At 69.1% G+C, this 23,705-nt stretch carries 23 protein-coding genes and 2 riboswitches; of the genes, 12 read left to right on the forward strand and 11 right to left on the reverse strand.

The annotated features are described in order from the left end of the window. Window positions 1-23 precede the first annotated feature (23 nt). The 4 genes from ilvD to zapE all read left to right on the forward strand — a co-directional run bounded on the left by ilvD (window position 24) and on the right by zapE (window position 5,717). Window positions 24-1,862, forward strand: a complete 1,839-nt coding sequence (gene ilvD / locus M8R19_RS02270; protein ID WP_249916887.1) for a dihydroxy-acid dehydratase — start codon at window positions 24-26, stop codon at window positions 1,860-1,862. Between the two features lie 48 nt (window positions 1,863-1,910). Continuing rightward, window positions 1,911-1,976, forward strand: a riboswitch (Fluoride riboswitch). Window positions 1,977-2,160: 184 nt separating this feature from the next. Next, a complete protein-coding gene (gene cfa / locus M8R19_RS02275; protein WP_249920124.1) occupies window positions 2,161-3,264 on the forward strand; it encodes a cyclopropane fatty acyl phospholipid synthase in 1,104 nt (367 codons plus the stop codon). Window positions 3,265-3,304: 40 nt separating this feature from the next. Next, the gene (gene eno / locus M8R19_RS02280) at window positions 3,305-4,588 is read left to right on the forward strand and encodes a phosphopyruvate hydratase (RefSeq protein ID WP_249916888.1); all 1,284 of its coding nucleotides are present in this window, start codon (window positions 3,305-3,307) and stop codon (window positions 4,586-4,588) included. Between the two features lie 46 nt (window positions 4,589-4,634). Beyond that, the gene (gene zapE, locus M8R19_RS02285; protein WP_249916889.1) at window positions 4,635-5,717 is read left to right on the forward strand and encodes a cell division protein ZapE; all 1,083 of its coding nucleotides are present in this window, start codon (window positions 4,635-4,637) and stop codon (window positions 5,715-5,717) included. 553 nt (window positions 5,718-6,270) lie between these two features. Here the strand turns inward: zapE and M8R19_RS02290 are convergent. The 5 genes from M8R19_RS02290 to M8R19_RS02310 form a co-directional block, all read right to left on the reverse strand. Next, on the reverse strand, window positions 6,271-6,897 hold the full coding sequence (locus M8R19_RS02290; protein ID WP_249916890.1) for a histidine phosphatase family protein: 627 nt from the start codon (window positions 6,895-6,897) through the stop codon (window positions 6,271-6,273). 20 nt (window positions 6,898-6,917) lie between these two features. Then, window positions 6,918-7,388 carry an HAD family hydrolase gene (locus M8R19_RS02295; protein WP_058489995.1) on the reverse strand — a complete coding sequence of 157 codons (471 nt, stop codon included), beginning with the start codon at window positions 7,386-7,388 and terminating at the stop codon, window positions 6,918-6,920. A gap of 21 nt (window positions 7,389-7,409) precedes the next feature. Next, on the reverse strand, window positions 7,410-7,838 hold the full coding sequence (locus M8R19_RS02300; protein WP_249916891.1) for a universal stress protein: 429 nt from the start codon (window positions 7,836-7,838) through the stop codon (window positions 7,410-7,412). Beyond that, window positions 7,835-9,079, reverse strand: a complete 1,245-nt coding sequence (locus tag M8R19_RS02305) for a cation:proton antiporter (RefSeq protein WP_249916892.1) — start codon at window positions 9,077-9,079, stop codon at window positions 7,835-7,837. The genes M8R19_RS02300 and M8R19_RS02305 overlap by 4 nt, the downstream gene beginning before the upstream one ends. A gap of 136 nt (window positions 9,080-9,215) precedes the next feature. Further along, a riboswitch (Fluoride riboswitch) is annotated at window positions 9,216-9,277 on the reverse strand. A gap of 32 nt (window positions 9,278-9,309) precedes the next feature. Continuing rightward, complete coding sequence (locus M8R19_RS02310) at window positions 9,310-9,726, reverse strand: hypothetical protein (RefSeq protein WP_009622640.1); 417 nt, start codon at window positions 9,724-9,726, stop codon at window positions 9,310-9,312. 365 nt (window positions 9,727-10,091) lie between these two features. Between M8R19_RS02310 and M8R19_RS02315 the strand changes: the two genes are divergently transcribed. After that, the gene (locus M8R19_RS02315; RefSeq protein ID WP_009622642.1) at window positions 10,092-10,349 is read left to right on the forward strand and encodes a hypothetical protein; all 258 of its coding nucleotides are present in this window, start codon (window positions 10,092-10,094) and stop codon (window positions 10,347-10,349) included. A gap of 49 nt (window positions 10,350-10,398) precedes the next feature. On the opposite strand, the gene M8R19_RS33125 is transcribed toward M8R19_RS02315, so the two are convergent. Beyond that, window positions 10,399-11,151 carry a CatB-related O-acetyltransferase gene (locus M8R19_RS33125; RefSeq protein ID WP_283939437.1) on the reverse strand — a complete coding sequence of 251 codons (753 nt, stop codon included), beginning with the start codon at window positions 11,149-11,151 and terminating at the stop codon, window positions 10,399-10,401. Between the two features lie 419 nt (window positions 11,152-11,570). Then, complete coding sequence (locus M8R19_RS02325) at window positions 11,571-12,347, reverse strand: NAD(P)H-dependent oxidoreductase (protein ID WP_249916893.1); 777 nt, start codon at window positions 12,345-12,347, stop codon at window positions 11,571-11,573. An 84-nt stretch (window positions 12,348-12,431) separates the two neighbouring features. Between M8R19_RS02325 and M8R19_RS02330 the strand changes: the two genes are divergently transcribed. Next, window positions 12,432-13,325 carry a LysR family transcriptional regulator gene (locus M8R19_RS02330; RefSeq protein WP_249916894.1) on the forward strand — a complete coding sequence of 298 codons (894 nt, stop codon included), beginning with the start codon at window positions 12,432-12,434 and terminating at the stop codon, window positions 13,323-13,325. An 80-nt stretch (window positions 13,326-13,405) separates the two neighbouring features. Further along, window positions 13,406-13,669, forward strand: coding sequence for a hypothetical protein (locus M8R19_RS02335; protein WP_043271798.1), 264 nt, complete (start codon window positions 13,406-13,408; stop codon window positions 13,667-13,669). On the opposite strand, the gene M8R19_RS02340 is transcribed toward M8R19_RS02335, so the two are convergent. Continuing rightward, window positions 13,666-14,769: a WD40/YVTN/BNR-like repeat-containing protein gene (locus M8R19_RS02340; protein WP_249916895.1), complete on the reverse strand. Its 1,104-nt coding sequence runs from the start codon at window positions 14,767-14,769 to the stop codon at window positions 13,666-13,668. The genes M8R19_RS02335 and M8R19_RS02340 overlap by 4 nt on opposite strands. Window positions 14,770-14,786: 17 nt before the next feature. Then, entirely contained in the window at window positions 14,787-15,056 is a 270-nt protein-coding gene (locus M8R19_RS02345; protein ID WP_043271800.1) for a MoaD/ThiS family protein, read from the reverse strand. A gap of 176 nt (window positions 15,057-15,232) precedes the next feature. Between M8R19_RS02345 and M8R19_RS02350 the strand changes: the two genes are divergently transcribed. The 3 genes from M8R19_RS02350 (at window position 15,233) to M8R19_RS02360 (ending at window position 18,427) form a co-directional block, all read left to right on the forward strand. After that, complete coding sequence (locus tag M8R19_RS02350) at window positions 15,233-15,418, forward strand: hypothetical protein (protein WP_043271801.1); 186 nt, start codon at window positions 15,233-15,235, stop codon at window positions 15,416-15,418. A gap of 149 nt (window positions 15,419-15,567) precedes the next feature. Beyond that, window positions 15,568-16,932, forward strand: a complete 1,365-nt coding sequence (locus M8R19_RS02355) for a glutamine synthetase family protein (protein ID WP_116423252.1) — start codon at window positions 15,568-15,570, stop codon at window positions 16,930-16,932. Window positions 16,933-17,113: 181 nt separating this feature from the next. Next, window positions 17,114-18,427 carry an NAD(P)/FAD-dependent oxidoreductase gene (locus M8R19_RS02360; protein ID WP_116423251.1) on the forward strand — a complete coding sequence of 438 codons (1,314 nt, stop codon included), beginning with the start codon at window positions 17,114-17,116 and terminating at the stop codon, window positions 18,425-18,427. Between the two features lie 436 nt (window positions 18,428-18,863). On the opposite strand, the gene M8R19_RS02365 is transcribed toward M8R19_RS02360, so the two are convergent. Beyond that, the gene (locus M8R19_RS02365) at window positions 18,864-19,769 is read right to left on the reverse strand and encodes a CobW family GTP-binding protein (protein ID WP_249916896.1); all 906 of its coding nucleotides are present in this window, start codon (window positions 19,767-19,769) and stop codon (window positions 18,864-18,866) included. Next, a complete protein-coding gene (locus M8R19_RS02370; protein WP_043271805.1) occupies window positions 19,766-21,511 on the reverse strand; it encodes an amidohydrolase in 1,746 nt (581 codons plus the stop codon). The genes M8R19_RS02365 and M8R19_RS02370 overlap by 4 nt, the downstream gene beginning before the upstream one ends. A gap of 103 nt (window positions 21,512-21,614) precedes the next feature. Between M8R19_RS02370 and M8R19_RS02375 the strand changes: the two genes are divergently transcribed. Both M8R19_RS02375 and M8R19_RS02380 read left to right on the forward strand, forming a co-directional pair. Next, window positions 21,615-22,658: a helix-turn-helix transcriptional regulator gene (locus tag M8R19_RS02375; RefSeq protein WP_043271806.1), complete on the forward strand. Its 1,044-nt coding sequence runs from the start codon at window positions 21,615-21,617 to the stop codon at window positions 22,656-22,658. Window positions 22,659-22,662: 4 nt separating this feature from the next. Beyond that, window positions 22,663-23,592: a LysR substrate-binding domain-containing protein gene (locus M8R19_RS02380; protein ID WP_074978350.1), complete on the forward strand. Its 930-nt coding sequence runs from the start codon at window positions 22,663-22,665 to the stop codon at window positions 23,590-23,592. The last annotated feature ends 113 nt before the right edge of the window (window positions 23,593-23,705 follow it).

The following is a 23,705-nucleotide window of genomic DNA, read 5'->3' on the forward strand; positions in this document are numbered from 1 at the left end:
CTGATCAGCCGATAGGAACACCCATGCCAGACTACCGCTCGAAAACCTCCACCCACGGCCGCAACATGGCCGGCGCCCGCGCCCTCTGGCGCGCCACCGGGATGAAGGACGAAGACTTCAAGAAGCCGATCATCGCCATCGCCAACTCCTTCACCCAGTTCGTGCCCGGCCACGTGCACCTGAAGGACCTGGGCCAGCTGGTCGCCCGCGAGATCGAGAAGGCCGGCGGCGTGGCCAAGGAATTCAACACCATCGCCGTCGACGACGGCATCGCCATGGGCCATGACGGCATGCTCTATTCCCTACCGAGCCGCGAGATCATCGCCGACTCCGTGGAATACATGGTCAACGCCCACTGCGCCGACGCCATCGTCTGCATCTCCAACTGCGACAAGATCACCCCCGGCATGCTGATGGCCGCCCTGCGCCTGAACATCCCGGTGGTGTTCGTCTCCGGCGGCCCGATGGAAGCCGGCAAGACCAAGCTGGCCAGCCACGGGCTGGACCTGATCGATGCCATGGTCGCGGCCGCCGATGACAGTTGCTCCGACGAGCAGGTCGCCGAGTACGAGCGCAGCGCCTGCCCCACCTGCGGCTCCTGCTCCGGCATGTTCACCGCCAATTCGATGAACTGCCTCGTGGAAGCCCTGGGCCTGGCCCTGCCGGGCAACGGCACCACCCTGGCCACCCATGCCGACCGCGAACAGTTGTTCCTGCGCGCCGGGCGCCTGGCCGTGGAGTTGTGCCAGCGCTATTACGGCGAAGGCGACGCCTCGGTCTTGCCGCGCAGCATCGCCAACGTACTCGCCTTCGAGAACGCCATGAGCCTGGACATCGCCATGGGCGGCTCGACCAACACCATCCTGCACCTGCTGGCCGCAGCGCAAGAGGCGGAGATTGCCTTCGACCTGCGCGACATCGATCGCCTGTCGCGCAAGGTGCCGCAGCTGTGCAAGGTGGCGCCGAACATCCAGAAGTACCACATGGAAGACGTGCACCGCGCCGGCGGCATCTTCTCCATCCTCGGCGAGCTGGCCCGCGGCGGCCTGCTGCACACCGACGTACCGACCGTACACAGCCCGAGCATGGCCGACGCCATCACCCAGTGGGACATCACCCAGACCCGCGACGAAGCCGTCCACACCTTCTTCAAGGCAGGCCCCGCCGGCATCCCGACGCAGACCGCATTCAGCCAGAACACCCGCTGGCCGAGCCTGGACGACGACCGCGCCGAAGGCTGCATCCGCAGCGTCGAGCACGCCTACTCCGCCGAAGGCGGCCTGGCCGTGCTGTACGGCAACATCGCCCTCGACGGCTGCGTGGTGAAGACCGCCGGCGTGGACGAGTCGATCCACGTGTTCGAAGGCAGCGCGAAGATCTTCGAAAGCCAGGACGCCGCGGTGAAGGGCATCCTCGCCGACGAAGTGAAGCCGGGCGACATCGTGATCATCCGCTACGAAGGCCCGAAAGGCGGCCCGGGCATGCAGGAAATGCTCTACCCCACCAGCTACCTGAAGTCCAAGGGCCTGGGCAAGCAATGCGCCCTGCTCACCGACGGCCGCTTCTCCGGCGGCACCTCGGGCCTGTCCATCGGCCACGCCTCGCCGGAAGCCGCCGCGGGCGGCGCCATCGGCCTGGTGCAGGACGGCGACAAGGTGCTGATCGACATCCCCAACCGCAGCATCAACCTGCTGGTCAGCGATGAAGAACTCACCGCCCGCCGCATCGAGCAGGACAAGAAGGGCTGGAAGCCGGCGCAGCCGCGTGCCCGTCGCGTCAGTACGGCGCTGAAGGCTTATGCGTTGCTGGCTACCAGTGCGGATAAGGGCGCCGTGCGCAACAAGGCGCTGCTGGAGGACTGACGCCCCGAAGGCCCCGGGTTTCTTGCAAGCCCGGGAGCCGGTGATAGAGTTTCCACAGGAGATGGCATTCTCCATTAACCGCTGACGCCGTCAGCTGATGATGCCTACCGAACTCGCGAAGGCGGGAGCGGTAGGCATTTTTCGTATCCGCCGCCCCACTTCGTTCAGGTCGTCCTTCCCGCCAGCCTCGCTTCGCCATAGGCACGAGCTGGCCTCAGCACCTGGAGGTAGCAAAGTGGGCACTCCCCTGCACGATGATGCGCCCTGGCCGTCGTCGCCAGCCGGCCCGGACCCGGAGCTGCAGCGGCTCGCCGCCGGCCTGCTGCACAAGGCCGGCATCCAGATCAACGGCCAGCGCCCCTGGGACATGCAGGTGCTGCGCCCGCGCGTGTTCGAGCGCGCGCTGGGCCAGGGCAGCCTGGGCCTGGGCGAAAGCTACATGGACGGCGACTGGGACGCGCAGCACCTGGACGAATTCTTCCACCGCCTGCTGCGCGCCCGGCTCGACCGCGAAGTGCAGCCCTGGCGCCTGCTCGCCCACGCCCTGCGCTACCGCCTGCTCAACCTGCAGAACGCCAGGCGCGCCTGGCAGGTGGGCCGGCGCCACTACGACCTGAGCAACGCGCTCTACCAGGCCATGCTCGACCCGCGCATGACCTACAGCTGCGGCTACTGGGAAACGGCCACCACCCTGGAGCAGGCCCAGGAGGCCAAGCTGGAACTGATCTGCCGCAAGCTGCGGCTGGAACCGGGCATGCGCCTGCTCGACATCGGCTGCGGCTGGGGCAGCCTGATGGCCTATGCCGCCCAGCACCATGGCGTGGAATGCGTGGGCGTGACCGTCTCCCAGGAGCAGGCGAACTGGGCCAGCGACCGCTACCGCGACCTGCCCGTGGAGTTCCGCCTGCAGGACTACCGCACCCTGACCGGCAAGTTCGACCGCATCGCCAGCGTCGGCATGTTCGAGCACGTCGGGCACAAGAACCACCGCGCGTTCATGCAGGTGGCCCAGCGCTGCCTGGCCGACGACGGCCTGTTCCTGCTGCACAGCATCGGCAAGAACGAACGCCGCGCCCGGCCCGATCCGTGGATCGACCGCTACATCTTCCCCAACGGCGACCTGCCCTCCATCGGCCAGGTCGGCGATGCCGCGGACGGCCTCTTCGTGGTCGAGGACCTGCACAACTTCGGCGCCTACTACGACCGCACGCTGATGGCCTGGCACGCCAACTTCGAGGCCGCCTGGCCGCGCTTCTCGGCGCTGGGCGAGCGCTTCCGGCGCATGTGGCGCTACTACCTGCTGTCCTGCGCCGGCGCCTTCCGCGCCCGCGACATCCAGCTCTGGCAGTGGGTGCTGTCCAGGCGCGGCGTGGCCGGCGGCTACCTGCGCCCGCAGCTGTGAACACCCCGCGTAAGCATTCGAACGACTGAAGGAGAGCGGCATGGCCGTATTCATCAAGCAGATAGGCGCCCGGGAAATCCTCGACTCGAGGGGCAACCCGACGGTGGAAGTGGACGTGACCCTGGAAGACGGCGCCCAGGGGCGCGCCTCGGTGCCTTCGGGCGCCTCCACCGGCAAGCACGAGGCGGTGGAACTGCGCGACTGCGACCCCGCGCGCTACGCGGGCAAGGGCGTGCTGCGCGCGGTGCACAACATCCGCAGCGAGATCGCCCCGCTGCTGCGCGGCCACGACGCCAGCGAGCAGACAGCGGTGGACCTGGCGATGCTGCAGTGCGACGGCACGCCGAACAAATCGCGCCTGGGCAGCAACGCCATCCTCGGCGTCAGCCTGGCGGTAGCCCGCGCGGCGGCGGCCGCCAGCGGCATGCCGCTGTTCCGCTACCTCGGCGGCGAGCAGGCCACGCGCATGCCGGTGCCCATGTTCAACGTGCTCAACGGCGGCGTGCACGCCCACTGGCAAGGCACCGACTTCCAGGAATTCATGATCGTCCCCTCCGGCGCCGGCAGCTTTCGCGAGGCGCTGCGCTGGGGCGCGGAAATCTACCGGCACCTGCGCACCCTGCTGGAGGCCAGGGGCTTCTCCACCTCGGTGGGCGACGAAGGCGGCTTTGCCCCGCCGCTGAAATACAACGCCGAAGCCTTGGACCTGCTGATGAAAGCCATCGAGGCCGCCGGCTACCGCCCCGGCGAGCAGGTCCAGCTGGCCATCGACCCGGCGCCCAGCGCCCTCTACGAGAACGGCTTCTACCGCCTGCACAGCGAAGGCCGCCTGCTGGACGCCGACGAGATGATCGGGCTGTACGCCGACTGGGTGCAGCGCTACCCCATAGTGGTGCTGGAAGACGGCCTGGCGGAAGACGACTGGGAGGGCTGGAAGCGCCTGACCGCGGCGCTCGGCCAGCGCATCGAACTGGTCGGCGACGACCTCTTCGTGACCAGCGCCGAACGCATCCGCCGCGGCATCCTCGAACACACCGCCAACGCCGTGCTGATCAAGCCCAACCAGATCGGCACCCTCAGCGAAACCCGCACCACCGTGCTGCTGGCCCACAACAACGGCTGGGGCGCGATGGTCTCGCACCGCAGCGGCGAGACCGTCGACAGCTTCATCGCCGACCTCACCGTGGCCTTCGGCACCGGCCACCTGAAGGCCGGCGCGCCCTGCCGCGGCGAGCGGGTGGAGAAGTACAACCAGTTGCTGCGCATCGAGGAAATGCTCGGTGGAACCGCTCGCTATGCCGGCCGCCAGGCCTTCGTCCACTGAACGGCCGGGGCGCCTCGCGCCCCCGCCACTCGAGTAGAGGTAAAGCATGAGCGCCGCCGACCGTCTGGCCGCCCCGGAATCGATCGCCGAACGCATCCTCCGGCATTTCCGGGTGGCCCTGGAGGAGCGCGGCTACCGCGCCGACCCTCAGCAGCAATACGCCATCGAGCACCTGGCCAACTGGCTGGAAGGCTTCCTCCAGGGCCGCCATGGCTGGTTCCGCAAGCCGACCGCCGGTGTCTACCTGTGGGGCGACGTGGGCCGCGGCAAGAGCTTCGTGATGGACGCCTTCTTCGCCGCAGCCCCGCTGCAAGCCAAGCGCCGCGTGCACTCCCATGCCTTCCTGGATGAAGTGCAGGCACGCCTGCAGACCTTCGCCGGCCAGCCCGAGCCGCTGGCGAAGACCGCCCGGCGCATCGCCGAGGAAACCCGCCTGCTGTGCTTCGACGAATTCCACGTGCACGACATCGGCGACGCCATGCTGCTGGGGCCGACGCTGCAACAGCTGGTGGACCAGGGCGTCGGCCTGGTGTGCACCTCCAACTACCCGCCGTCCGGGCTGTGCGCGGACCCGCTGTACGGCGAGCGCTTCCGCCCGGTGGTCGAGCTGATCGAACAGCGCTTCGAGGTCCTGGCGCTGGACAAGGGCGAGGACTACCGGCGCCGGCTGACGCCACTGGACGCCTGGGGCAGCTACCTGTGGCCCACCACGGCCGACGCCCCCGCGCCGCTGCGCGAACGCTTCGGGCTGGGCCCGCAGGCCTGCTTCGACGAGGTACTGCAGGTCAACCACCACCCGCTGCGCGTGCGCGCCCACGACGACGACCACGCCTGGCTCGACTTCGACGAACTGTTCGAACGCCCGCACTCGGCGGCCGACTACCTATGGCTGATCGAGCGCTTCCCGTACCTGGCGGTGAGCGGCCTGGAACCGCTGCAGAACTACCCCGACGACGTCGCCAGGCGCTTCCTGAACTTCATCGACATCGCCTACGACAGGCGCCTGAAACTGCAGCTCTACGCCACGGTGCCGCTGGAAGGCCTGGCCAGTGGTGATACCACCCTGGATTTCGAGCGCACTCTCAGTCGCTTGCGGCAGATGACGGAGGTGCGGCTGGTGGCGGTTTGAGCCTTCGTTGCGGGAAATGGTGCATTGGGTTGGCTCCGCACCCTCACCCCAGCCCTCTCCCGGAGGGAGAGGGGGCCGTTTGGAGCGAGCGGAGACTTCGTGCTCCGCCGTTGGCTGTGCCACCGGGGTGCCCGGCGTGGCCGGCGAATCCAATCGCGGACGGAGTCCGCTCCTACGCCCGAGGTTCCCTGGAGCCGCCGAGGTGCTCTTCGTAGGAGCGAGCTTGCTCGCGAACGGGCGTAGGTGTCTGGTTTAAGAGCGCCCTCTCCCCAGCCCTCTCCCTGAAGGGAGAGGGGGCCAGACCGTGCCGAGATAAGGAATGGTTTCAGCCGGAAACCACCTTGCTTGCCGGCTGACTCGGGAAAACCAGACCGCACCGAACGGTCCCCTCTCCCTTCAGGGAGAGGGTTAGGGAGAGGGAAAAGCGTCCAGCAAAAACACCGCAGCCACCGGCGAGCACCGTTCGCGAGCAAGCTCGCTCCTACGAAAAGCCGTGCGTCCTGGAACCGTAGGAGCGGACTCCGTCCGCGATCATCCGTCGTTGAAAACAGCCTCACCCCTCAGCCTTCACCCCAGCCAGGTGATAGGTCTCATTGATCCGATACAACGTAAACACGTCATCCTCGACGGCGATCTCGTTAAGGCAGCAAGGCTCCTGCTTCAACCGCCAATACCGCGCCAACGGCAACCCCAGCGCCTGCAGCAGCAGAACCCGATTGATGCTGTCATGCCCCACCAACACCAACGTCTGCCCGGCATGACGCCGCAACACCTCGCGCAGCACACGGGTACCCCGGGCCAGCACGTCGGCCAGGCTCTCGCCATCGGGGATGGCCGCCAGGTCCGGCGCCTCCAGCCAGGTGCGGTGTTCTTCCGGCCAGCGTGCGCGGACTTCGTCGTGAGTCAGGCCCTGCCATTGCCCGTAATCGGTGTCCGCCAGGCCTTCCAGCGCCTGGGCCGGGGCGCCGGTGGCGCGTGCTATGGCAGCGCCGGTGTCGATGCAGCGCGACAGCGGGCTGGTGTAGATCGCCACCGGCTGCCAGCTTTCGGCTATGCGCCGCGCCACCGCCTCGGCCTGGCGCCGGCCCAGGGCCGACAGCGGCAGTTCGGCGCGGCCGCGGAAGCGTTCCGGGGCGATCCAGTCCACGTGGCCGTGGCGGGTCAGAATGATCCTTGTCATCTTCCTGCTCCTTCGAAGGTTCAGCAGCGCAGGCTGGCGATGATACGCTGCGGGTGGGTCAGCATATCCAGGGCCGAGAGGATGTCCAGCGCCACCAGGTCCGCCGAGCCGATGGCCACCGAGGAGGCGCCCTCCGGGCCGATCACCGCGATGCCCAGGGCCGACTGCTGCAGCATGTAGCGGTCGTTGCTGCCGTTGCCGATGGCCACCACGCCGTGCAGGCCCAGGGTGCGCAGGTAGTCCTCCTTGGAGATGGCCTGGTCCTTCTCCGACAGCACCAGCAGGTTGACGTCCAGCGCCGCCAGTTCCGCCTCGGCGCTGCCGAAGGTGTCGCCGGTGACCACGTGCAGGGCCAGCTTGCGGCCCAGAACCTCCAGGCGTTCGGCCACCCCGTCGATCAGCCGGCCATCCACCGCCAGGGTGCCGTTGTAGTCACAGATCATGTGTTTCAACTGCAAGCTCCCCAGCCCGGGAATGTCGATCTGCAGCATGTCGTTTTCTCCCCAGGCCGCTCAGCCGCGGATGACCGTGACCGCGCAGGGCGCGTGGTCGATCACCTGGCGCGCCACCGAGCCCAGCAGCCAGCGCTCGAAGCCCGAGTGGCCGCGGTGGCCGCGGTGGCCGATGACGATGTGGTCGATGTGGTGCTCCTCGGCGTAGCGCACGATCTGCTCGGCCGGGCGGCCCACCGAGACGTGGGTGGTCGGCCGTTCCTCCACCGGCAGGCGGCTGTAGCCCAGCAGCTTGAAGGCGTGGTGGAAATGCGCGCGGGAGCGCTCGATCACCGCCTCGGTCTCCACCTCGTCGCCGAACTCCGGCGGCTGCGCCACCGAGAGGATGTGCAGGCCGGCGCCGAAGCGCTCGGCCAGCTCGTTGGCGAAGTTCAGGGCCAGCTCCGCCGCGGTGGAGGCGTCGTAGGCCACCAGGATGCGCTTGATCATGCTTCACCTCCTCTGCGCCGCGTCTGCGGGCGCAAGTCGTCGTGGCGTGCGGGCTCTGCCGGCGGGGCGGCGCCCTCCTCCTGCGGGTCGTCCTTGGGCAGCAGGTGCCGGGGCAGGAAGAAGGCGTTGGCGATCAGCGTCGGCACCACGGCGCTGCCGATCACCGCGGCCACCAGCGCCGAATACTGGCCCTGGTCGATCAGCCCGTGGGCCAGGCCGAACAGCGCCGAGATGGTGCCGAAGGTCAGCCCGGTGGACATCAGCAGCGTGGTGTAGGCCCCCTCCCGGCGCGGCGAGCCGTAGACCAGGCAGGTGGGGTACACGCCCACCAGCTTGGTGAGCATCTTCACCAGCAACAGCAACACAAAGGCCGCGGGCGCGGCGGCCAGGGCCGGCAGCGACACCAGCGAGCCGGCGCGGATGAAGTAGAACGGCGTCAGCAGGCCGAAGGTCAGGGTGCGCAGGCGGCGGATCAGCGCGTGGTCCTTGCCCACGGTGCCGGCCAGCACCATGCCGATCAGGTAGGCCGGCAGCACCGCCTCGCTGCCGGCCCAGGTCGCCGCCGCGCCCAGGCCGAACAGGCAGAGCATGAGGAACTTGGCCTCCAGTTCCGACGGCCGGCCACCGAAGCGGCGGAAGAAGCGCGGGGTGAGCCACGGCAGCAACAGCGCGGCCAGGACCAGGGCCCCGGCGAAACCGGCGGTCTTCGGGGTGAAGGGGGCGAAGATCAGCCCCAGGGCGATCACCGTGGCCAGGTCGTTGACGAAGCAGGCGGCCAGCACGATCTTGCCGTACTCGCTGGTGTTCAGCCCCAGCTCCAGCATCACCGCGTAGACCACCGCCACCGAGGTGGTGGACATGGCGATGCCGGCCAGCCAGCTGGCCTGCGCGCTCCAGCCCAGGCCCCAGTACGCCAGCGCCGCGCAGCCGAGGAAGGGCACCACGAAGCCCACCAGGCCGATGACCGTGGCCTGCTTCCAGTGCGCGCGGAACACCTTCGGGTCCAGCTCGGCGCCGGCCAGGAAGGTCAGCAGGATGGCCCCGGCGCCGGAGAGGAACTTGATCCAGCTGGCGTCGCCCTGCAGCACCGCCATGCCCAACAGCGCGCCGATGATCAGCTGGGCGATGGTCCCCACGACGATTTCCGACAATGCCGTGGCGATGCGCAGGAAGATCGACACCAGCGTCGCCAGCAGCGCCAGCCCCAGCCACAGGGCGGCCTGGGCCCAGATCTCAGTCATGGCGGCGGCTCCGCTGAAGCCGGGGGACGGCGCGGAGCGAAAGAGGAAAAGCGGCGGAACGGGATGGGTTGGGCATGTTCGCTGTCCACGGGCAAACCATGGACAGCAGAACAATGCCTACGCCGCCCATGAAGGGTTATGCGTAGGCATCATCAGCCGGGGGGCGGTTAGAGGAGGAATGCCATCTCCTGCCTAACGACATTAGCAAAGCCTTGGGAAAATGCACGCCCCTAGTGGCTGCCGCCGAGCAGGTCGAAGGAGTCGAGCAGGCGCCAGGCGATTTCCGGGGTGCGTTCCAGGCCCCGGCGGATGGCCGCGGGGATGGCCTGGCGGGTCTTGCGGCACAGGCCGGGCTGCGCGGCGATGCGGATGTCCAGGCCGCGCATGCTGCGCACCTCGTTGAAGCCGGGGGCGATGCTCAGGCGCAGGCCGAGCTGTTCGTACATGCGCTGCTGCATGTGCTGCAGGTCGGCCAGGTCCTTGAGCTGTTCCAGGCGCTGCACCAGGCGCTGTTCTTCCTGGCGGGTGAGCAGGAGGATGCGGATGTCGCCATGGGGCTCGGCCAGCAGCGCCTCGCGCCCGCAATCGCAGGCGCCCGGCGGGCAGGGTTGGCGGAGGGGGAGCTGGCCGTTCATGGCGTCGAGCATAGCGATTCGGCCGGCTCCGCGCCGCTACCCTTCGTGAAAATTCCCACGCTGAAATCGCCTTGAGGTCCTACGAGGGCGCTGGATAGATTCCGCCCTGCCGCAACCTTGTTGTGGTCGGGGGTAGGATCCCGTTGGTACGAGGAGTGGTGCGTTATGTCGCGAGTACAAGTGATCCATCGCCGTCTGTATTCGCGTTCCGTGGCGGACCGTGCGGGGAGGCTTCGGCCTGCCGTTTTCCTCATACCCGGTGATCCTACCCCCGTACGGTCCGCCTCCCTTTTTTGGGGAGGCGGCTCTTGGTCCCACTCAGGAGCAATGGAACATGCACTCTCCGCACTTCGCCCTCCACACCTCGGAGGCGCGCCATGTCTGACCTGCAACCCGTCACCACCCTCTCGCAACCCCACGACGACGTGCTGTTCGTCGACGCCAGCGCCCCCGCCGAGCATCTGTACGAGGCCGCCGAGCGTCGCCTGATAGCCCTGGAAGACCTGCTCTGCCTGCTGGCGGACTGCCCCGACGAAATGCCGCTGGTACAAGGCCAGGCCCGCCTGGTCTCGGCCCTGCTGCCGATGGCGGCGGAAGCGCGGCAACTCTACCGACTGGCCCAGAGCCGGAGCTGAGCGCCCCGGCGCCTGGGTGCGGGGCGGCGCAGCAGTGCCGCCCCGCGCTTCACGAGCTGGCCAGCCCCTCGGACAGCAGGCGGCAGCCCTGGCGGCGGATTTCGATGTTCGGATAGATCGGCGGCCGCGCCTCGCCGCTGGCCCGCAAGGCCTCCACACGCTCCAACGCCTCCTCGATGCGCTGCAACGGCAACGCGGCGATCTGCGCCGGCGCCAGGTCCCACCAGCGGCTGGCCTGCAGGCGCTCGCAGATGTCCGGCGGGAAGCGGTAGCGCACCACCTTCGCCGGCGAGCCGGCGACTATGGCGTAGGGCGGCACGTCGCGCGTCACCACCGACATGGCGGCCACCACGGCGCCGTCGTGGATCTTCACCCCGCTCATCACCACCGCGCCCTCGCCGATGAAGGCGTCGTTGCCGATCCAGGTGTCGGCGTCGGTGTCCTCGTAGCGCTGGCGCGGCGTGTCGTAGCGGTCGAACACGCCCGGCTCGTACTGCACCGAGCTGGTGCTCAGCCAGTCCATCGGGTGCGCCCGGGCGGCCAGGCCGATGCGGCAGTGCTGGCCGGTGGAGCTGAAGCGGCCGATGTGCGAAATGCGGTGGAAACTGGTGGTGCGGATGGTGGAAAAAGCGCCGATGTGCATCTCGTCCCGGTAGATCTTGAACTCCGCCTCGCCGATGCTGCCCGGCGCCTCGACCAAAAGGCGCTTGCCGCGCCCCAGGCGGCTGACGCCGCTGCGGAATTCGATGTCGTAGCCTTCCAGCCAGTGCTTCCAGTGACTGTTGCGCCAACGCTTCAACATGGGGTCCGTGATCCTTTGTATGTTTTCCGATACGGACCTCTGACAGGTGGGATGCGTGCAAGGTTCGGTTGAAGTGAATTGCGGGGGTGTGAGTTGCTTTTCGTAGGAGCGAGCTTGCTCGCGAACAGAGTTCACCGGGAATGCAAGTGCTGGATTTGAGAGCGCCCTCTCCCTAACCCTCTCCCTGAAGGGAGAGGGGACCGTTGGGCATGGGCTGTAATCTCGATGCTCGCCGGCAGCTCCAGCGTGGCCGGCGTGCACCTTGAGTTTCAGCAGGCACGGACTGCCCCCTCTCCCTTCAGGGAGAGGGCTGGGGAGAGGGGACCGTGGTCAAGCCCACGCAGAGAAGTGGCCGGTTCACGCCGTTCGCGAGCAAGCTCGCTCCTACGAAAAGCGGTACATCGACCCCGCCAAAGCTCTCACCCCAGATGCGCAGCAAAGCCAGTCAACTGCGGCGCAATATCCTCGCGCAAGGTCAGCGAAGGTATCTCGTAGTCCCCAGCATTCTGCCGGCGAAACGGAATGGGCGCGGCGCTGAACAGGCTATCCAGGCGCTCGCCATAAGCCTGCTCGATCGCGGCGTAGCGAGCCTCATCCATCCGCCCAGTGCGATACACCAGGAACGCCGGCAGCACCTCGAAGCCCGGGTAGTAGAGAACGCCATGATGGATGGGGAACAGCAGGTCATCGATCGGCCCGTTGATGCCGCGGGCGCTGTAGTGCGATTCCCAGCCGCCGGTGGTGACCACCAGCATGGCGCGCTTGCCGGCCAGGCTGCCCTCGCCGTAGCGGTCGCCCCAGCGCGCGTCGGAGTGCTCGCCCACGCCGTAGGCGAAACCATAGGCGTACACGCGCTCGACCCAGCCCTTGAGGATGGCCGGCATGGAGAACCACCACAGCGGGAACTGCAGGATCAGCGCATCGGCCCAACGCAGCTTGTCCTGCTCGGCGGCGATGTCGGCGCTCTGCCGGCCGCTGGCGTAGGCGCGGCGGGAGTCCTCGGAGGGGTCGAAGCGCTCGGCTGCGGCGCCGTCGAGGCTGTCGGCTGCATCCAGCGGGGCCTTCCAGCCCATGGCGTACAGGTCCGAGACCTGCACCTGGTGGCCGGCAGCCTGCAGGCGGGCCACGGCGAAGTCCTTGAGCGAACCGTTGAGCGAGCGGGGTTCGGGGTGGGCGTAGACGATGAGGATGTTCATGACGGCCTCCAGTGGGTGGATGGCCGCAGCATGGCGTTGCGCAAGGTATAGTGGAAATGAATATCCATTACACCAGGTATAGTCATGACCAATCTGCGCACCCTGGACCTGAACCTGCTGGTGACCCTCGACGTGCTGCTGGCCGAGCACAACGTAACCCGCGCCGCCGAGCGCCTGCACTTTTCCCAACCCTCGGTGAGCGTGCAGCTGGCCAAGCTGCGCGAGCTGTTCGACGACCCGCTGCTGCTGCCCGGCCCCCGCGGCATGCGCCCCACCGCCCGCGCCGAGGCGCTGCGCGAGCCCCTGCGCCAGGCCCTGGCGGCGCTGCAGCGGGCGGTGGCGCCGAGCGAACCGTTCGACCCGCGCAGCGCACGCAACACCTGGCGCCTGGTGGCTTCCGCCTACAGCGAGGCCACCGTGGTGCTGCCGGCCCTGCCCGGCCTGCGCGAGGCGGCGCCGGGCACGCGCCTGGCGCTGTTGCCGCTGCAGCCGGCGCTGATCGTCCGGCAGCTGGAACAGGGCGACGCCGACCTGGTGTTCCACATCACCGAGGACGCCCCCGAAGGGCTGCGCCGGCGCCCGCTGTTCCAGGAACGCTACGTGCTGGTCGGCCGCGCCGGCCACCCGCGGCTCAAGCGCCGGCCGAGCCTGGCGCAGTTTTGCCAGCTGGAGCAGGTGATCGTTTCGCCGGACGGCGGCGGCTTCCACGGCCCCACCGACAAGGCCCTGGCCGGGCTGGGCCGCGAGCGCCGGGTGGTGCTGTCGGTGCCGCACTTCCAGTTCGTCGCCCCGGTGCTGGCCAGCACCGATCTGGTGGCCATGCTGCCGCAGCGCCTGGTGCGCCCGGACAGCGGCCTGCGCATGGTGGAGGCGCCGCTGGAGGTGCCGGGCTACGAGATGTCGATGCTCTGGCACGAGCGCACGCACCGCGACCCGGCGCACCAGTGGCTGCGGGAGTTCATCGCCGCGGCGATGTGACGGCCTACCGCTCGGCCGGCCGCCGCCGCCGACGCCGCCAGCGGCGTAGGCTGGTGCGAGAACACGAGGAGGACACGAGCATGCGGCACCACAGCCACCCGGATTTCCACCTGCACGAGGCGCGCCGCGCCATGCTGTTGCGCTGGGCGCAGATGGCGCAATGGTTCGGCCTGGTGATGATCCTGCTGACCATCGGCTTGGCGGCCCTGGGCGACAGCCTGGAAGACCCCACCGGCACCAGCATCATCACCCTGTGCGGCGCCTTGGGCCTGGCGGCGCTGATCCCGGCGCGGATGATCCTGGCGCATTACCAGAAGCAGGACGAGCGCGACGGGCAGCCCTAGCCGAAGCGCACGCAGTAGATCGGCGGCAGGTGCGCGGACAGGCATTCCCAGCGCTCGCCGCCGTCCTCCGACAACCACAGGCCGCCGGTGGTCGAGCCCATGGCCAGGCGCTCGCCGTCGTCGTCCACGGCCAGGCCGTGGCGGTACACCAGGTCGTAGCACGGGCCCTGGGGCAGGCCGTGGTCCAGGGCCTGGAAGCTCTGGCCGCCATCCTCCGTGCGGTTGACCAAGAATCGCCCGGCCACCGGGATGCGGCAGATGTCCTTCGTCGCCGGGACGAACCAGGCGGTGTCCGGCTGCGTGGGGTGCACGGCCACGGCGAAGCCGAAGCTGGACGGTTGCGCCGGCACGTCGCGCCAGTTGGCGCCGCCATCGCTGGAAACGAAGATGCCGTTGTGGTGCTGCACCCACAGCCGGTCCGGCCGCGCCGGGCAGTGCACCAGGCGGTGCGGGTCCTGGATGGCGCCCTCCTCGCGCAGGTCCGGCGGCATGTAGTCGGCGTACATGCCGGCGGTGGTGTTGCGCCAGCTGGCGCCTTCGTCGTGGCTCTGCCAGACGCCGCCGCAGGACACCCCGACGGTGAGGTGGCGGCTGTCGCGCGGGTCGACGCTGACGGAATGGATGCCCGGCCAGTCGTAGCCGCCGCCGAACCAGCGGGCGCGTTCGGGGCGGTCCCACAGCGGGCGGTTGAGCGTCCAGCTGTCGCCATGGTCGTCGCTGCGGAACAGGCCGCCGGGGATGGTCCCGGCCCAGAGGGTGCCGGCCTGGTCGGTGCCGCCGGTCTCCAGGCACCAGATCAGCTGCAGGCTCCAGGGCGCCTGCGGGGCCTCGCCTTCGGCCGGCGTGGGCAGCGGGTCCGGCTGCGGCGGGTAGACCGGCACCGCGCATTCCTGCCAGTCGCCGCCGCAGGGCTTGCGCCACAGCTTGCAGCCGAAGTGGCCGAGGTCCAGGGCGGCGTAGAGGGTGTCGTCGCGGGGGTCGGCCAGCAGCATGTTCACCGGCTCGCCGAGGAAGTCCTGGCCCGCCTCGCGCCAGGTGCCGCGATCCTGCAGGAAGCTGAACAGGCCCTTGCGCGTGGCCACCAGCAATCGGTCTTCCATCTGCCCTCCTCCGGGTTTCAGCCGCCGGACAGCGCCTGCACCACGTACACCTCGCTGTCGTCCGCCACCACGTCGCCCAGGCCCTGGCGGTCGCGCAGGCGCAGGCCGTCGATGAACACGGTGACGTGCCGGCGCAGGCCGCCCTGGTCGTCCAGCAGGTAGCCGCGCAGGCGCGGATGCCGGGCGAACACGCCCTCCAGCAGGCCGCCGAGGGTGGCGCCGGGCAGGTCCTGCTCGGGCACTTCGACGTGGCGCTGGATGGACGGGGCGAAGACGATATGGGCCATGGGCTGCGCGGCGTGACGGGTTTCGCTCAGTTTAGGCGGCAGGGCCGGCGCCGGTGGCGCGGATCGACCGGGCGGCAATCAGTTTCGATTTCGCTCAACTGAGTTCCACCAGATTCACATTTAAAGCACCCATCGCCTGTGCGAGTCTCCGGGCATCGTCCCCCACGCAGCCACCCATGCACCTTCTGCAACAGCACTTCGCCGCCGCCAGCGCCTCCGCCTCCCAGGCAGAGCCCCTGCGCCTGCCGCGCGAACGCTGCCGCTGGCTGCGCCTGCAACCCCTCTCGCTGCCGCTGGAGCTGGCCTTCTGGGCGCTCTGGCACTGCCGCCACGCGCGTCCACCGGATAGCGCCGCACGCTGACGGGCGCCCCGCCCACCCCTTTGCTGGAACTACGCTGAACGCAGGCGCCCGACGCTGCGCGAGCTGGCGTAGCCATTGCATCGCCTGCCCCGCCGCAGCCCGGCCGCGCAGGCCATCAGCGCGCCCATTGGCGCTATGCGAGAACACCAATGAAATTCGCCCCCGTGCAAGAGGCCCAGGACTTCCTGGCCGCCAATCCCGACATCGAGATGGTCGAGCTGTTCATCCTCGACGCCAACGGCGTGCCCCGCGGCAAGCTGCTGCACCGCGAGGAACTGCTGGCGGTCTACGAGTCCGGCCGGCCCTTGCCGAGCACCATTCTCGGCCTGACCCTGCACGGCGACGACGTGGAGGATTCCGGGCTGGTGTGGGAGGTCGGCGACATCGACTGCCGCGCCTACCCACTGGCCGGCAGCCTGGTGCGCCTGCCCTGGCGGCAGATTCCCAGCGCCGCCGTGCAGGTCAGCATGCACCCGGTCGAAGGCAAGCCGGCGGACATCGCCGACCCGCGCCACGTGCTGGTCAAGGTGATCGACGAGTTGAAGGCCGCCGGCTACCACCCGGTGATGGCCTGCGAGCTGGAGTTCTACCTGCTGGACGCCAAGCGCGACGCCAACGGCCGCCCGCAACCGGCGCTGGATGCCGACGGCGGCCGGCCGCGCTCCACCCAGGTCTACGGCCTGCGCGAGCTGGAGCAGATCGAACCCTTCCTCGCCGACCTCTATGCCGCCTGCAAGGCCCAGGGCATCCCGGCGCGCACCGCCATTTCCGAATACGCGCCGGGCCAGGTGGAGATCACCCTGGAGCACGGCGACGCCCTCACCGCCATGGACCAGGCCGTGCGCTACAAGCGCCTGGTCAAGGGCGTGGCGCACAAGCACGGGATGCAGGCCTGCTTCATGGCCAAGCCGTTCGACGACCTGGCCGGCACCGGCATGCACATGCACGTGTCGCTGGCCGATGCCGCCGGGGCGAACCTGTTCGCCAGCGCAGAACCGGCCGGCACGCCCCTGCTGCGCCAGGCGGTGGGCGGCATGCTCGCCAGCCTGCTCGACTCGCTGCTGCTGTTCTGCCCCAACGCCAACTCCTATCGGCGCTTCCAGGCCAACAGCTACGCGCCGCTGGCGCCGACCTGGGGCGTCGACAACCGCACCGTCAGCCTGCGCGTGCCGGGCGGGCCGGCGCACACCCGGCACATCGAGCACCGCATCTGCGGGGCCGATGCCAATCCTTACCTGGCGGCGGCTGCGATCCTCGCCGGTATCCATCGCGGCATCCGCGAAGACATCGACCCGGGCGCGCCCGTCGAGGGCAACGGCTACGCCCAGGCCAAGGAACTGCTGCCCACCGACTGGCTCACCTCGCTGCGCGCGCTGGAGCGGTCGAGCTGGGCGCGGGATGCGCTGGGGCGGGAGTTCCTGGGCGTGTACCTGAAGGTGAAGCAGGCGGAGTACCGGCAGTTCATGGGTGAGGTGGGGGAGCAGGATTGGCGGTGGTATCTGTATCAGGCTTGAGGCCTAAGAGCCCCTCTCCCCAGCCCTCTCCCGCAAGCGGGAGAGGGGGCAGTCCGGCGTAGCGCTGAACAACGGCGCAACCGGCTGACAACGAATTCAAACCCTCGCTCCGAACAGTCCCCTCTCCCTTCAGGGAGAGGGCTAGGGAGAGGGAAACCAGACAACAGGAAAAACACAAAAAATGAACGCCGCACTGAAACCCGCCAAAGCCGCCCCCGAGCGCGCGCCTTCCTATTATTCCGCCAGCCTGGCCGTGGAGACCGACTACCCCACCCTGCAAGGCGAAGTGAACGTCGACATCGCCATCATCGGCGGCGGCTTCACCGGCGTGACCACCGCCGTGGAGCTGGCCGAGCGCGGCTACAAGGTGGCCATCGTCGAGACCAACAAGGTCGGCTGGGGCGCCAGCGGGCGCAACGGCGGCCAGGTCACCGGCAGCCTGTCCGGCGATTCGGCCATGCGCAAGCAGATGCAGCAGTGGCTGGGCAACGACGTCGACGACTTCATCTGGCACCTGCGCTGGCGCGGCCACGAGATCATCAAGAGCCGCGTGGCGAAATACGGCATCGCCTGCGACCTCAAGTTCGGCCACCTGCACGCGGCCATGAAGCCGTCGCACATGGCCGAGCTGGAAGCCTCCTACGAAGAAGCCGTGCGCCGCGGCATGGGCGCCGAGGTCAGCCTGCTCGACGCCGCCGGCGTGCGCCAGCACCTGGAAAGCGACCTGTACTGCGGCGCCATCAAGAATATGCGCAACATGCACCTGCACCCGCTCAACCTGTGCATCGGCGAGGCCAAGGCCCTGGAGAGCCTGGGCGGGCTGATCTTCGAGCACTCCGAGGTGCTGGACATCGTCCACGGCCCGCGGCCGGCGGTGGTCACCACCGGCGGGCGGATCAACGCCGCCCAGGTGCTGCTGGCCGGCGACGTCTACCACAAGCTGGAGCGCAAGCAGCTCAAGGGCATGATCTTCCCGGCCATGGGCGGCATCGTCACCACCAAGCCGCTGGGCGCGCTGGCCAAGCGCATCAATCCGCAGGACCTGGCCGTCTACGACTGCCGCTTCGTGCTCGACTACTACCGCCTGACCGCCGACGGCCGCCTGCTGTTCGGCGGCGGCGCCAACTACTCCGGGCGCGACTCGCGGGACATCGCCGGCGAACTGCGCCCGTGCATCGAACGCACCTTCCCGGCGCTCAAGGGCGTGGAGATCGAATTCCAGTGGAGCTGCGCCATGGGCATCGTGATGAACCGCATCCCGCAGCTGGGCAAGCTCTCGGACAACGTCTGGTACTGCCAGGGCTACTCCGGCCACGGCGTGGCCACCACCCACATCATGGGCGAGATCATGGCCACGGCCATGAGCGGCGACCTGGAGCAATTCGACACCTTCGCCCAGTGCAAGCACGTGAAAGTGCCCCTGGGCGACGTGTTCGGCAACCCGATGCTGGCGGCGGGGATGTGGTACTACCAGCTGCTGGAGAAATTCCGCTGAGCTTCGTGGCTCTTGGAGCGGACCTTGTCCGCGATGGCCGGACATCCCGGCGCGCTTCGCGGATGAGATCCGCTCCTACGCTGCCCCACCCACGCCATTCCCCTGTAGGAGCGCGCCCTGCGCGCGATATCGCGGGCAGGGCCCGCTCCTACAGGTTGCCGGGGAACACGGCTTTTCGTAGGAGCGAGCCCTGCTTCAGGCGGCCAGTTGCGCTGATGGGTATCGCTTCGCTCAACACCATCCTGCGAAGAGCCGTGCTTCCTGGAAACGTAAGCGGACCTTGTCCGCGATGGCCGGACATATCGGCGCGATTCGCGGATGGGATCCGCTCCTACGCCGCCCCACCCACGCCATTCCCCTGTAGGAGCGCGCCCTGCGCGCGATATCGCGGGCAGGGCCCGCTCCTACAGGTTGCCGGGGAACACGGCTTCTCGCGTCAGGCGGCCAGGCACTGTTCCAGGCTGGCCTCCAGACGCTCGCGCAGCCCGGCATCGGCGCTGGCGATGAACACCAGGCAGTTCTCCCCCTCCTCCGCCTGCGCCGCCAGGAACTGGCTGCGGCCGCCGACGTATTGCAGCCACAGCGGCTGTTCGCGGCCGCTGACCTGCACCCGGCCCTTGAGGCGGAACAGGCCTTCCGGCAACTGGTCGAGCCAGGCGCGCAGGCGCCGGGGGTCGAGCTGGCCGGCGTGGCGCCAGGTCCAGCTGTCGAACAGCCGGCTGTGATCGACACCCAGCGGCGCCAGGCGCTGCGCGCGCTCCGGGCGTTCGCCGTAGAGCAGCTCGTCGGGTATTTCCGCCTGCACCGTCTGCAGCATCCGCCGCGGCTCGCCGAAGCGCTGGCGCAGGGCCTGCAGTTGTTCCGGCGTCGCTATGTCGGCCTTGTTCAGCAGCAGCAGGTCGGCCGCGGCCGCCTGGCGGCGTTCCAGTTGCGCGTATTCGCCTTCCAGCGGCTGGCTGCGGGCGGTGTCCACCAGGGTGATGAGCGCGTCCAGGTGCATGTGCCTGCGCAGTTGCGGGTAGCCCAGGGCCTGGATGATCGGCTGCGGGTCGGCCACGCCGCTGCATTCGATGACGATGCGCTCCACCGCCGGCTGCATCGCGGCCAGGCGGCCGAGTTGGGCCAGCAGGTCGTCCTGCATGGTGCAGCACAGGCAGCCGTTCTGCAGGGCGTACACCGCGTCGCTCTGCTCGGCGATCATTTCGGCGTCCACGTTCAGTTCGCCGAAGTCGTTGACGATCAGCGCCAGGCGCTGCCCGGCGCACTGCTGCACCAGGCGGCGCAGCAGGGTGGTCTTGCCGGCGCCGAGGAAGCCGGCGACCACGGTCACCGGGATGCTCATCGGTCGTCCCTCATGATCTGCGGCACTTCGCCCTGCCACACCGCCTGCAGCGGGCCGCTGAATACGCCCTGGCGGTCGTAGACCGGGCGGCCCTCGACGAAGGTCTGCTCGACCTGGGTACGGTGGATGTAGCCGCGCGGCGGCTGGGCGAAGAGGTCGCGGTCGAGGACGATGAAGTCCGCCGACTTGCCGGCCTCGATGCTGCCGGTCAGGTGCTCCAGGCCCATGGCGTGGGCGCCGTTCAGGGTCACCACCTGCAGCGCCTGCTCCAGGCCGATCGGCTCGCCGAAGCAGGCCGGGTCGTCGTTCCAGGGGTTCTGCCGGGTGATCATGGTTTCCAGGGCCAGCCAGGGGTCGATGGAGGCCACCGGCCAGTCGGTGCCCATCACCGCGATGCCGCCGGCGGCGAGCACGCCCTTGTAGTCGTAGATGCGCTTCAGGCGCTCGGCGCCGTAGCCGGAGCGCGCGCCGCTGGCGAAGGGCGTGGGGTACCAGGCTGCCGGGGAGAACTCGGCGATCACTTCCAGCTCGCGGAAGCGCTTGAGGTTGCCCGGGTGCAGGATGGTGCTGTGCGCGCACTGGTGGCGGATGCCGCTGAAGCCGTTGCGCCGGCGCGCCTCGGCCACCGCGTCGAGGAACACGTCGGAGGCGCCGTCGCCGGTGCAGTGGGCGATCACGCGGATGCCGCGGCGGTCCATGTCCACCACCATGTCGGTGATGTGCTCGGGGGTCAGGTTGAGCTTGCCGCGCCAGCTGTCCTCGCCCGGCCAGGGGCTGATGAGGAACGACGAGCGCGGCTCCACGGTGCCGTCGAAGTGGAACTTCACGGCGTTGGCCGACAGCCGCGCGCTGCGGTAGTAGTGACGCTCGCCGCTGAGCAGTTCCCAGCGCCGGCGCACCGGGAAGATGTCGTCCTGCCAACTGATGGCCGCTTCCACGCGCAGGGTCAGCTGGCCGGCGTCGTCCAGTTCCTTGAGCGCCTGCAGGCGGCGTTCGCAGACGTGCACGTACTTGCTGGCGGTGACGCCGCGGGCGCTCTGGAAGTGCACGCCGTCGCGGTAGGCGCGGCGCAGCACTTCGATGGGGGTGGGCGGCATGGCGGCGTGGATCAGTGCATAGGCGCCGTCGATCAGCAGGCCGTTGGGCTCGCCGGTCAGTTCGTCGCGCTCCAGGTAGCCGTTGCGCGGGTCGGGCGTGGCGGCGTCGATGCCGGCCAGTTCGAGGGCGCGGGAGTTGACCATCATGGTCCCCCACATGCGGTCGAGCAGTGCCACCGGGCGGTCCGGCATGACGCTGTCGAGCCACTCGCGGCCCGGTTTCAGCCCGGCCTCGCGGAAGGTGTAGCGCACCCAGTACTGGCCGTAGACCCAGCCGTCGCCGGGGTGGCTGTCGGCGTAGGCGCGGATGGCCGCGGCCAGCTGCTCGGGGCTCGGGTCCTCGATGCCCACGTCGAGGTCGTCGGCGTAGCGCGGGGCCAGGGCCAGGTCCGGGTGGGTGTGCATGTCGTGCAGGCCGGGCATGCAGAAGGCGCCGCCGAGGTCGTGCTGGCGGGTCTGCGGGCCGACCAGGTGCGCCAGGTCCTCGGCGCGGCCGACGGCGAGGAAGCGGCCGTCGCGGATGGCCACGGCCTCGGCCCAGGGCTGCGCCGGGTCGAGGGTGTAGAAGCGGCCGTTGCGCAGCAGCAGGTCGGCGTGGCGGTTGGCAGGCGAATGGGACGAACGGAATGTATCGGGCGCCGTCATGTCGGTGCTCCCCTTGTTGTTTTGCGCCGAGTATAGGGAGCTGCCAGAAACCTTTGACTAGCATAAGATGACAACTCGCTAGCCTCAGATAACAAGCACGAGCATGCCCGACCAGCAGTCCGACATCGACTACGCCGCGCGCCAGCTGTACCAGCGCTTCCTCGAGGAATGGCAGGCCCGGCCCCGGCTGCCGCCGCTCGCGCCGCTGCTCGCCGGGCTCGGCGTGCCGGCCGCCGAGGCCGCCGCCAACATGACCTTCGCCCGCTACTACCGCCTGCTGCGCCAGGCCGCCGGGCTGCTCGGCGCCAGCGATTTCTTCCTGCGCCTGGGCCAGCGCTACAACCTGTTCGACCTGGGGGTGATCGGCTACGCGCTGATCAGCGCGGCCAACCTGCGGCGCTCCTGGGACATCTCCCTGGGCCAGCCCTCCAGCCTGCTGCCGCACCCCATCCACGTCACCCGCGAGGAACACGGCGAGCACCTGGTGCTGGCCCTGCAGGCGCCGCCCTACAGCCCCATGGAAACCCAGGCGCTGCTGGAGGAATGGTTCAGCAGCACCTGGCGCTGGCTGTGCCAGCGCCTGCCGGAGCTGGCCGAGTGCGCCGGCATGCAGGTGCGCCTGCCGTTCGCCGCGCCGCCCCACGCCGCGCTCTACGCCGAGCTGTTCCCCGGCCGCAGCGAATTCGCCGCCAGCCGCGCCGAGCTGCGCATCCCGCGGGAATTCCACGAGCGCCCCTTCTCCACCTCCAACCCCTCGGTGCTGCGCCTGTGCCAGGCCCAGGGCGCGGCCACCCTGGCCAGCTTCGAGAGCGGCGAGGCGCTGCCCGACGACCTGCGCTTCTACCTGCTGCAGAACGCCCGGGTGCCGCTGCCGGACCTGGAGCAGGCCGCCGCGCACTTCCGCCTGCCGCCGCACACCCTGCAGCGGCGCCTGCGCGCCCACGGGCTGACCTTCAAGGGCGTGGTCTACGAGGTGCGCATGGCCCTGGCCGAGCGCTACCTGCTGGCCAGCCGCATGAGCCTGCAGGAGATCGCCTTCCTGCTCGGCTACGAACACGTCACCAGCTTCCACCGCGCCTTCCTGCGCCACGCCGGGACCACCCCGGAAGGCTTCCGCCAGCGGCGCGCCCGCCCCCACCAGGAGTGAGCCCATGCGCTTCCCTTCGATGACCGCCCTGCGCGTGCTCGACGCCGTCGCCCGCCTGGGCAGCCTGTCCGCCGCCGCCAGCGAGCTGAGCCTGACCCGCAGCGCCGTGAGCCACCAGTTGCGCAGCCTGGAGGAATGCCTGGGCACCGCGCTGATCGAGAAATCCGGGCGCGGCATCGTGCTGACCTACCGCGGCGAGTACTTCGCCCGCGAGACCCAGCGCGCCCTGGGCATCCTCAACGAGGCGCGGCGCTTCACCGACGCCCAGGAGATCGCCGGGCGCCTGTGCGTGAGCTGCACCCCGGGTTTCGCCACCTACTGGCTGTGCCACCAGATCGGCAAGTTCCAGCGCGCCCACCCGCAGGTCGAACTGAACCTGGTGGCGCCGCGGATTCCCGACGACGTCAGCAACCGCGACGTCGACCTGTTCATCGCCTACGGCGTGGGCGACTGGCCGGACCTGCACGTCGAATTGATCGCCACCCTCGACACCTTCCCGGTGTGCAGCCCCTCGCTGCTCAACGCCGCCGGCGGGCTGGACTCGCCGGAGGACCTGGCCAACCTGCCGCTGCTGCACATGGTCGACCACTCCGACTGGCTGCTGTGGGCGGCCGCCGCCGGGGTACGCGACCTCAACGTGCGCAACGGCATCGTCTTCTCCGACGCGCACCTGGTGCAGTCGGCGGCCATCGCCGGGCAAGGCGTGGCCATGGGCGACGCCCTGGTCAGCGGCGACGCCATGGCCAAGGGGCAGTTGGTGCGGCTGTTCAACGTCTCCATCGAGCCGCCGAACCGCTACTACTTCGTCACCGACGCGGCCAAGAGCGAGCGCCCCGACGTGCAGGCCTTCAAGGCCTGGATGAAGGCCGAGCTGCGGCTGTCCGAACAGTTCCGCAAGGGCAGCCGTGGCGGCGTGATTGGTGAAGGAATTTGAACAATGACGGCGAAAAAACGCGATTGAAGCGCAGGAGGATTTGACAATACTGCGCAAAAGGACGGCTGGCCGCTGGGTCGCCGCGCCACAGAACAAGAATAAGACGAGGTGAA

The organism is Pseudomonas sp. R3.Fl, from assembly GCF_023516765.1.
Classification (GTDB): domain Bacteria; phylum Pseudomonadota; class Gammaproteobacteria; order Pseudomonadales; family Pseudomonadaceae; genus Pseudomonas; species Pseudomonas citronellolis.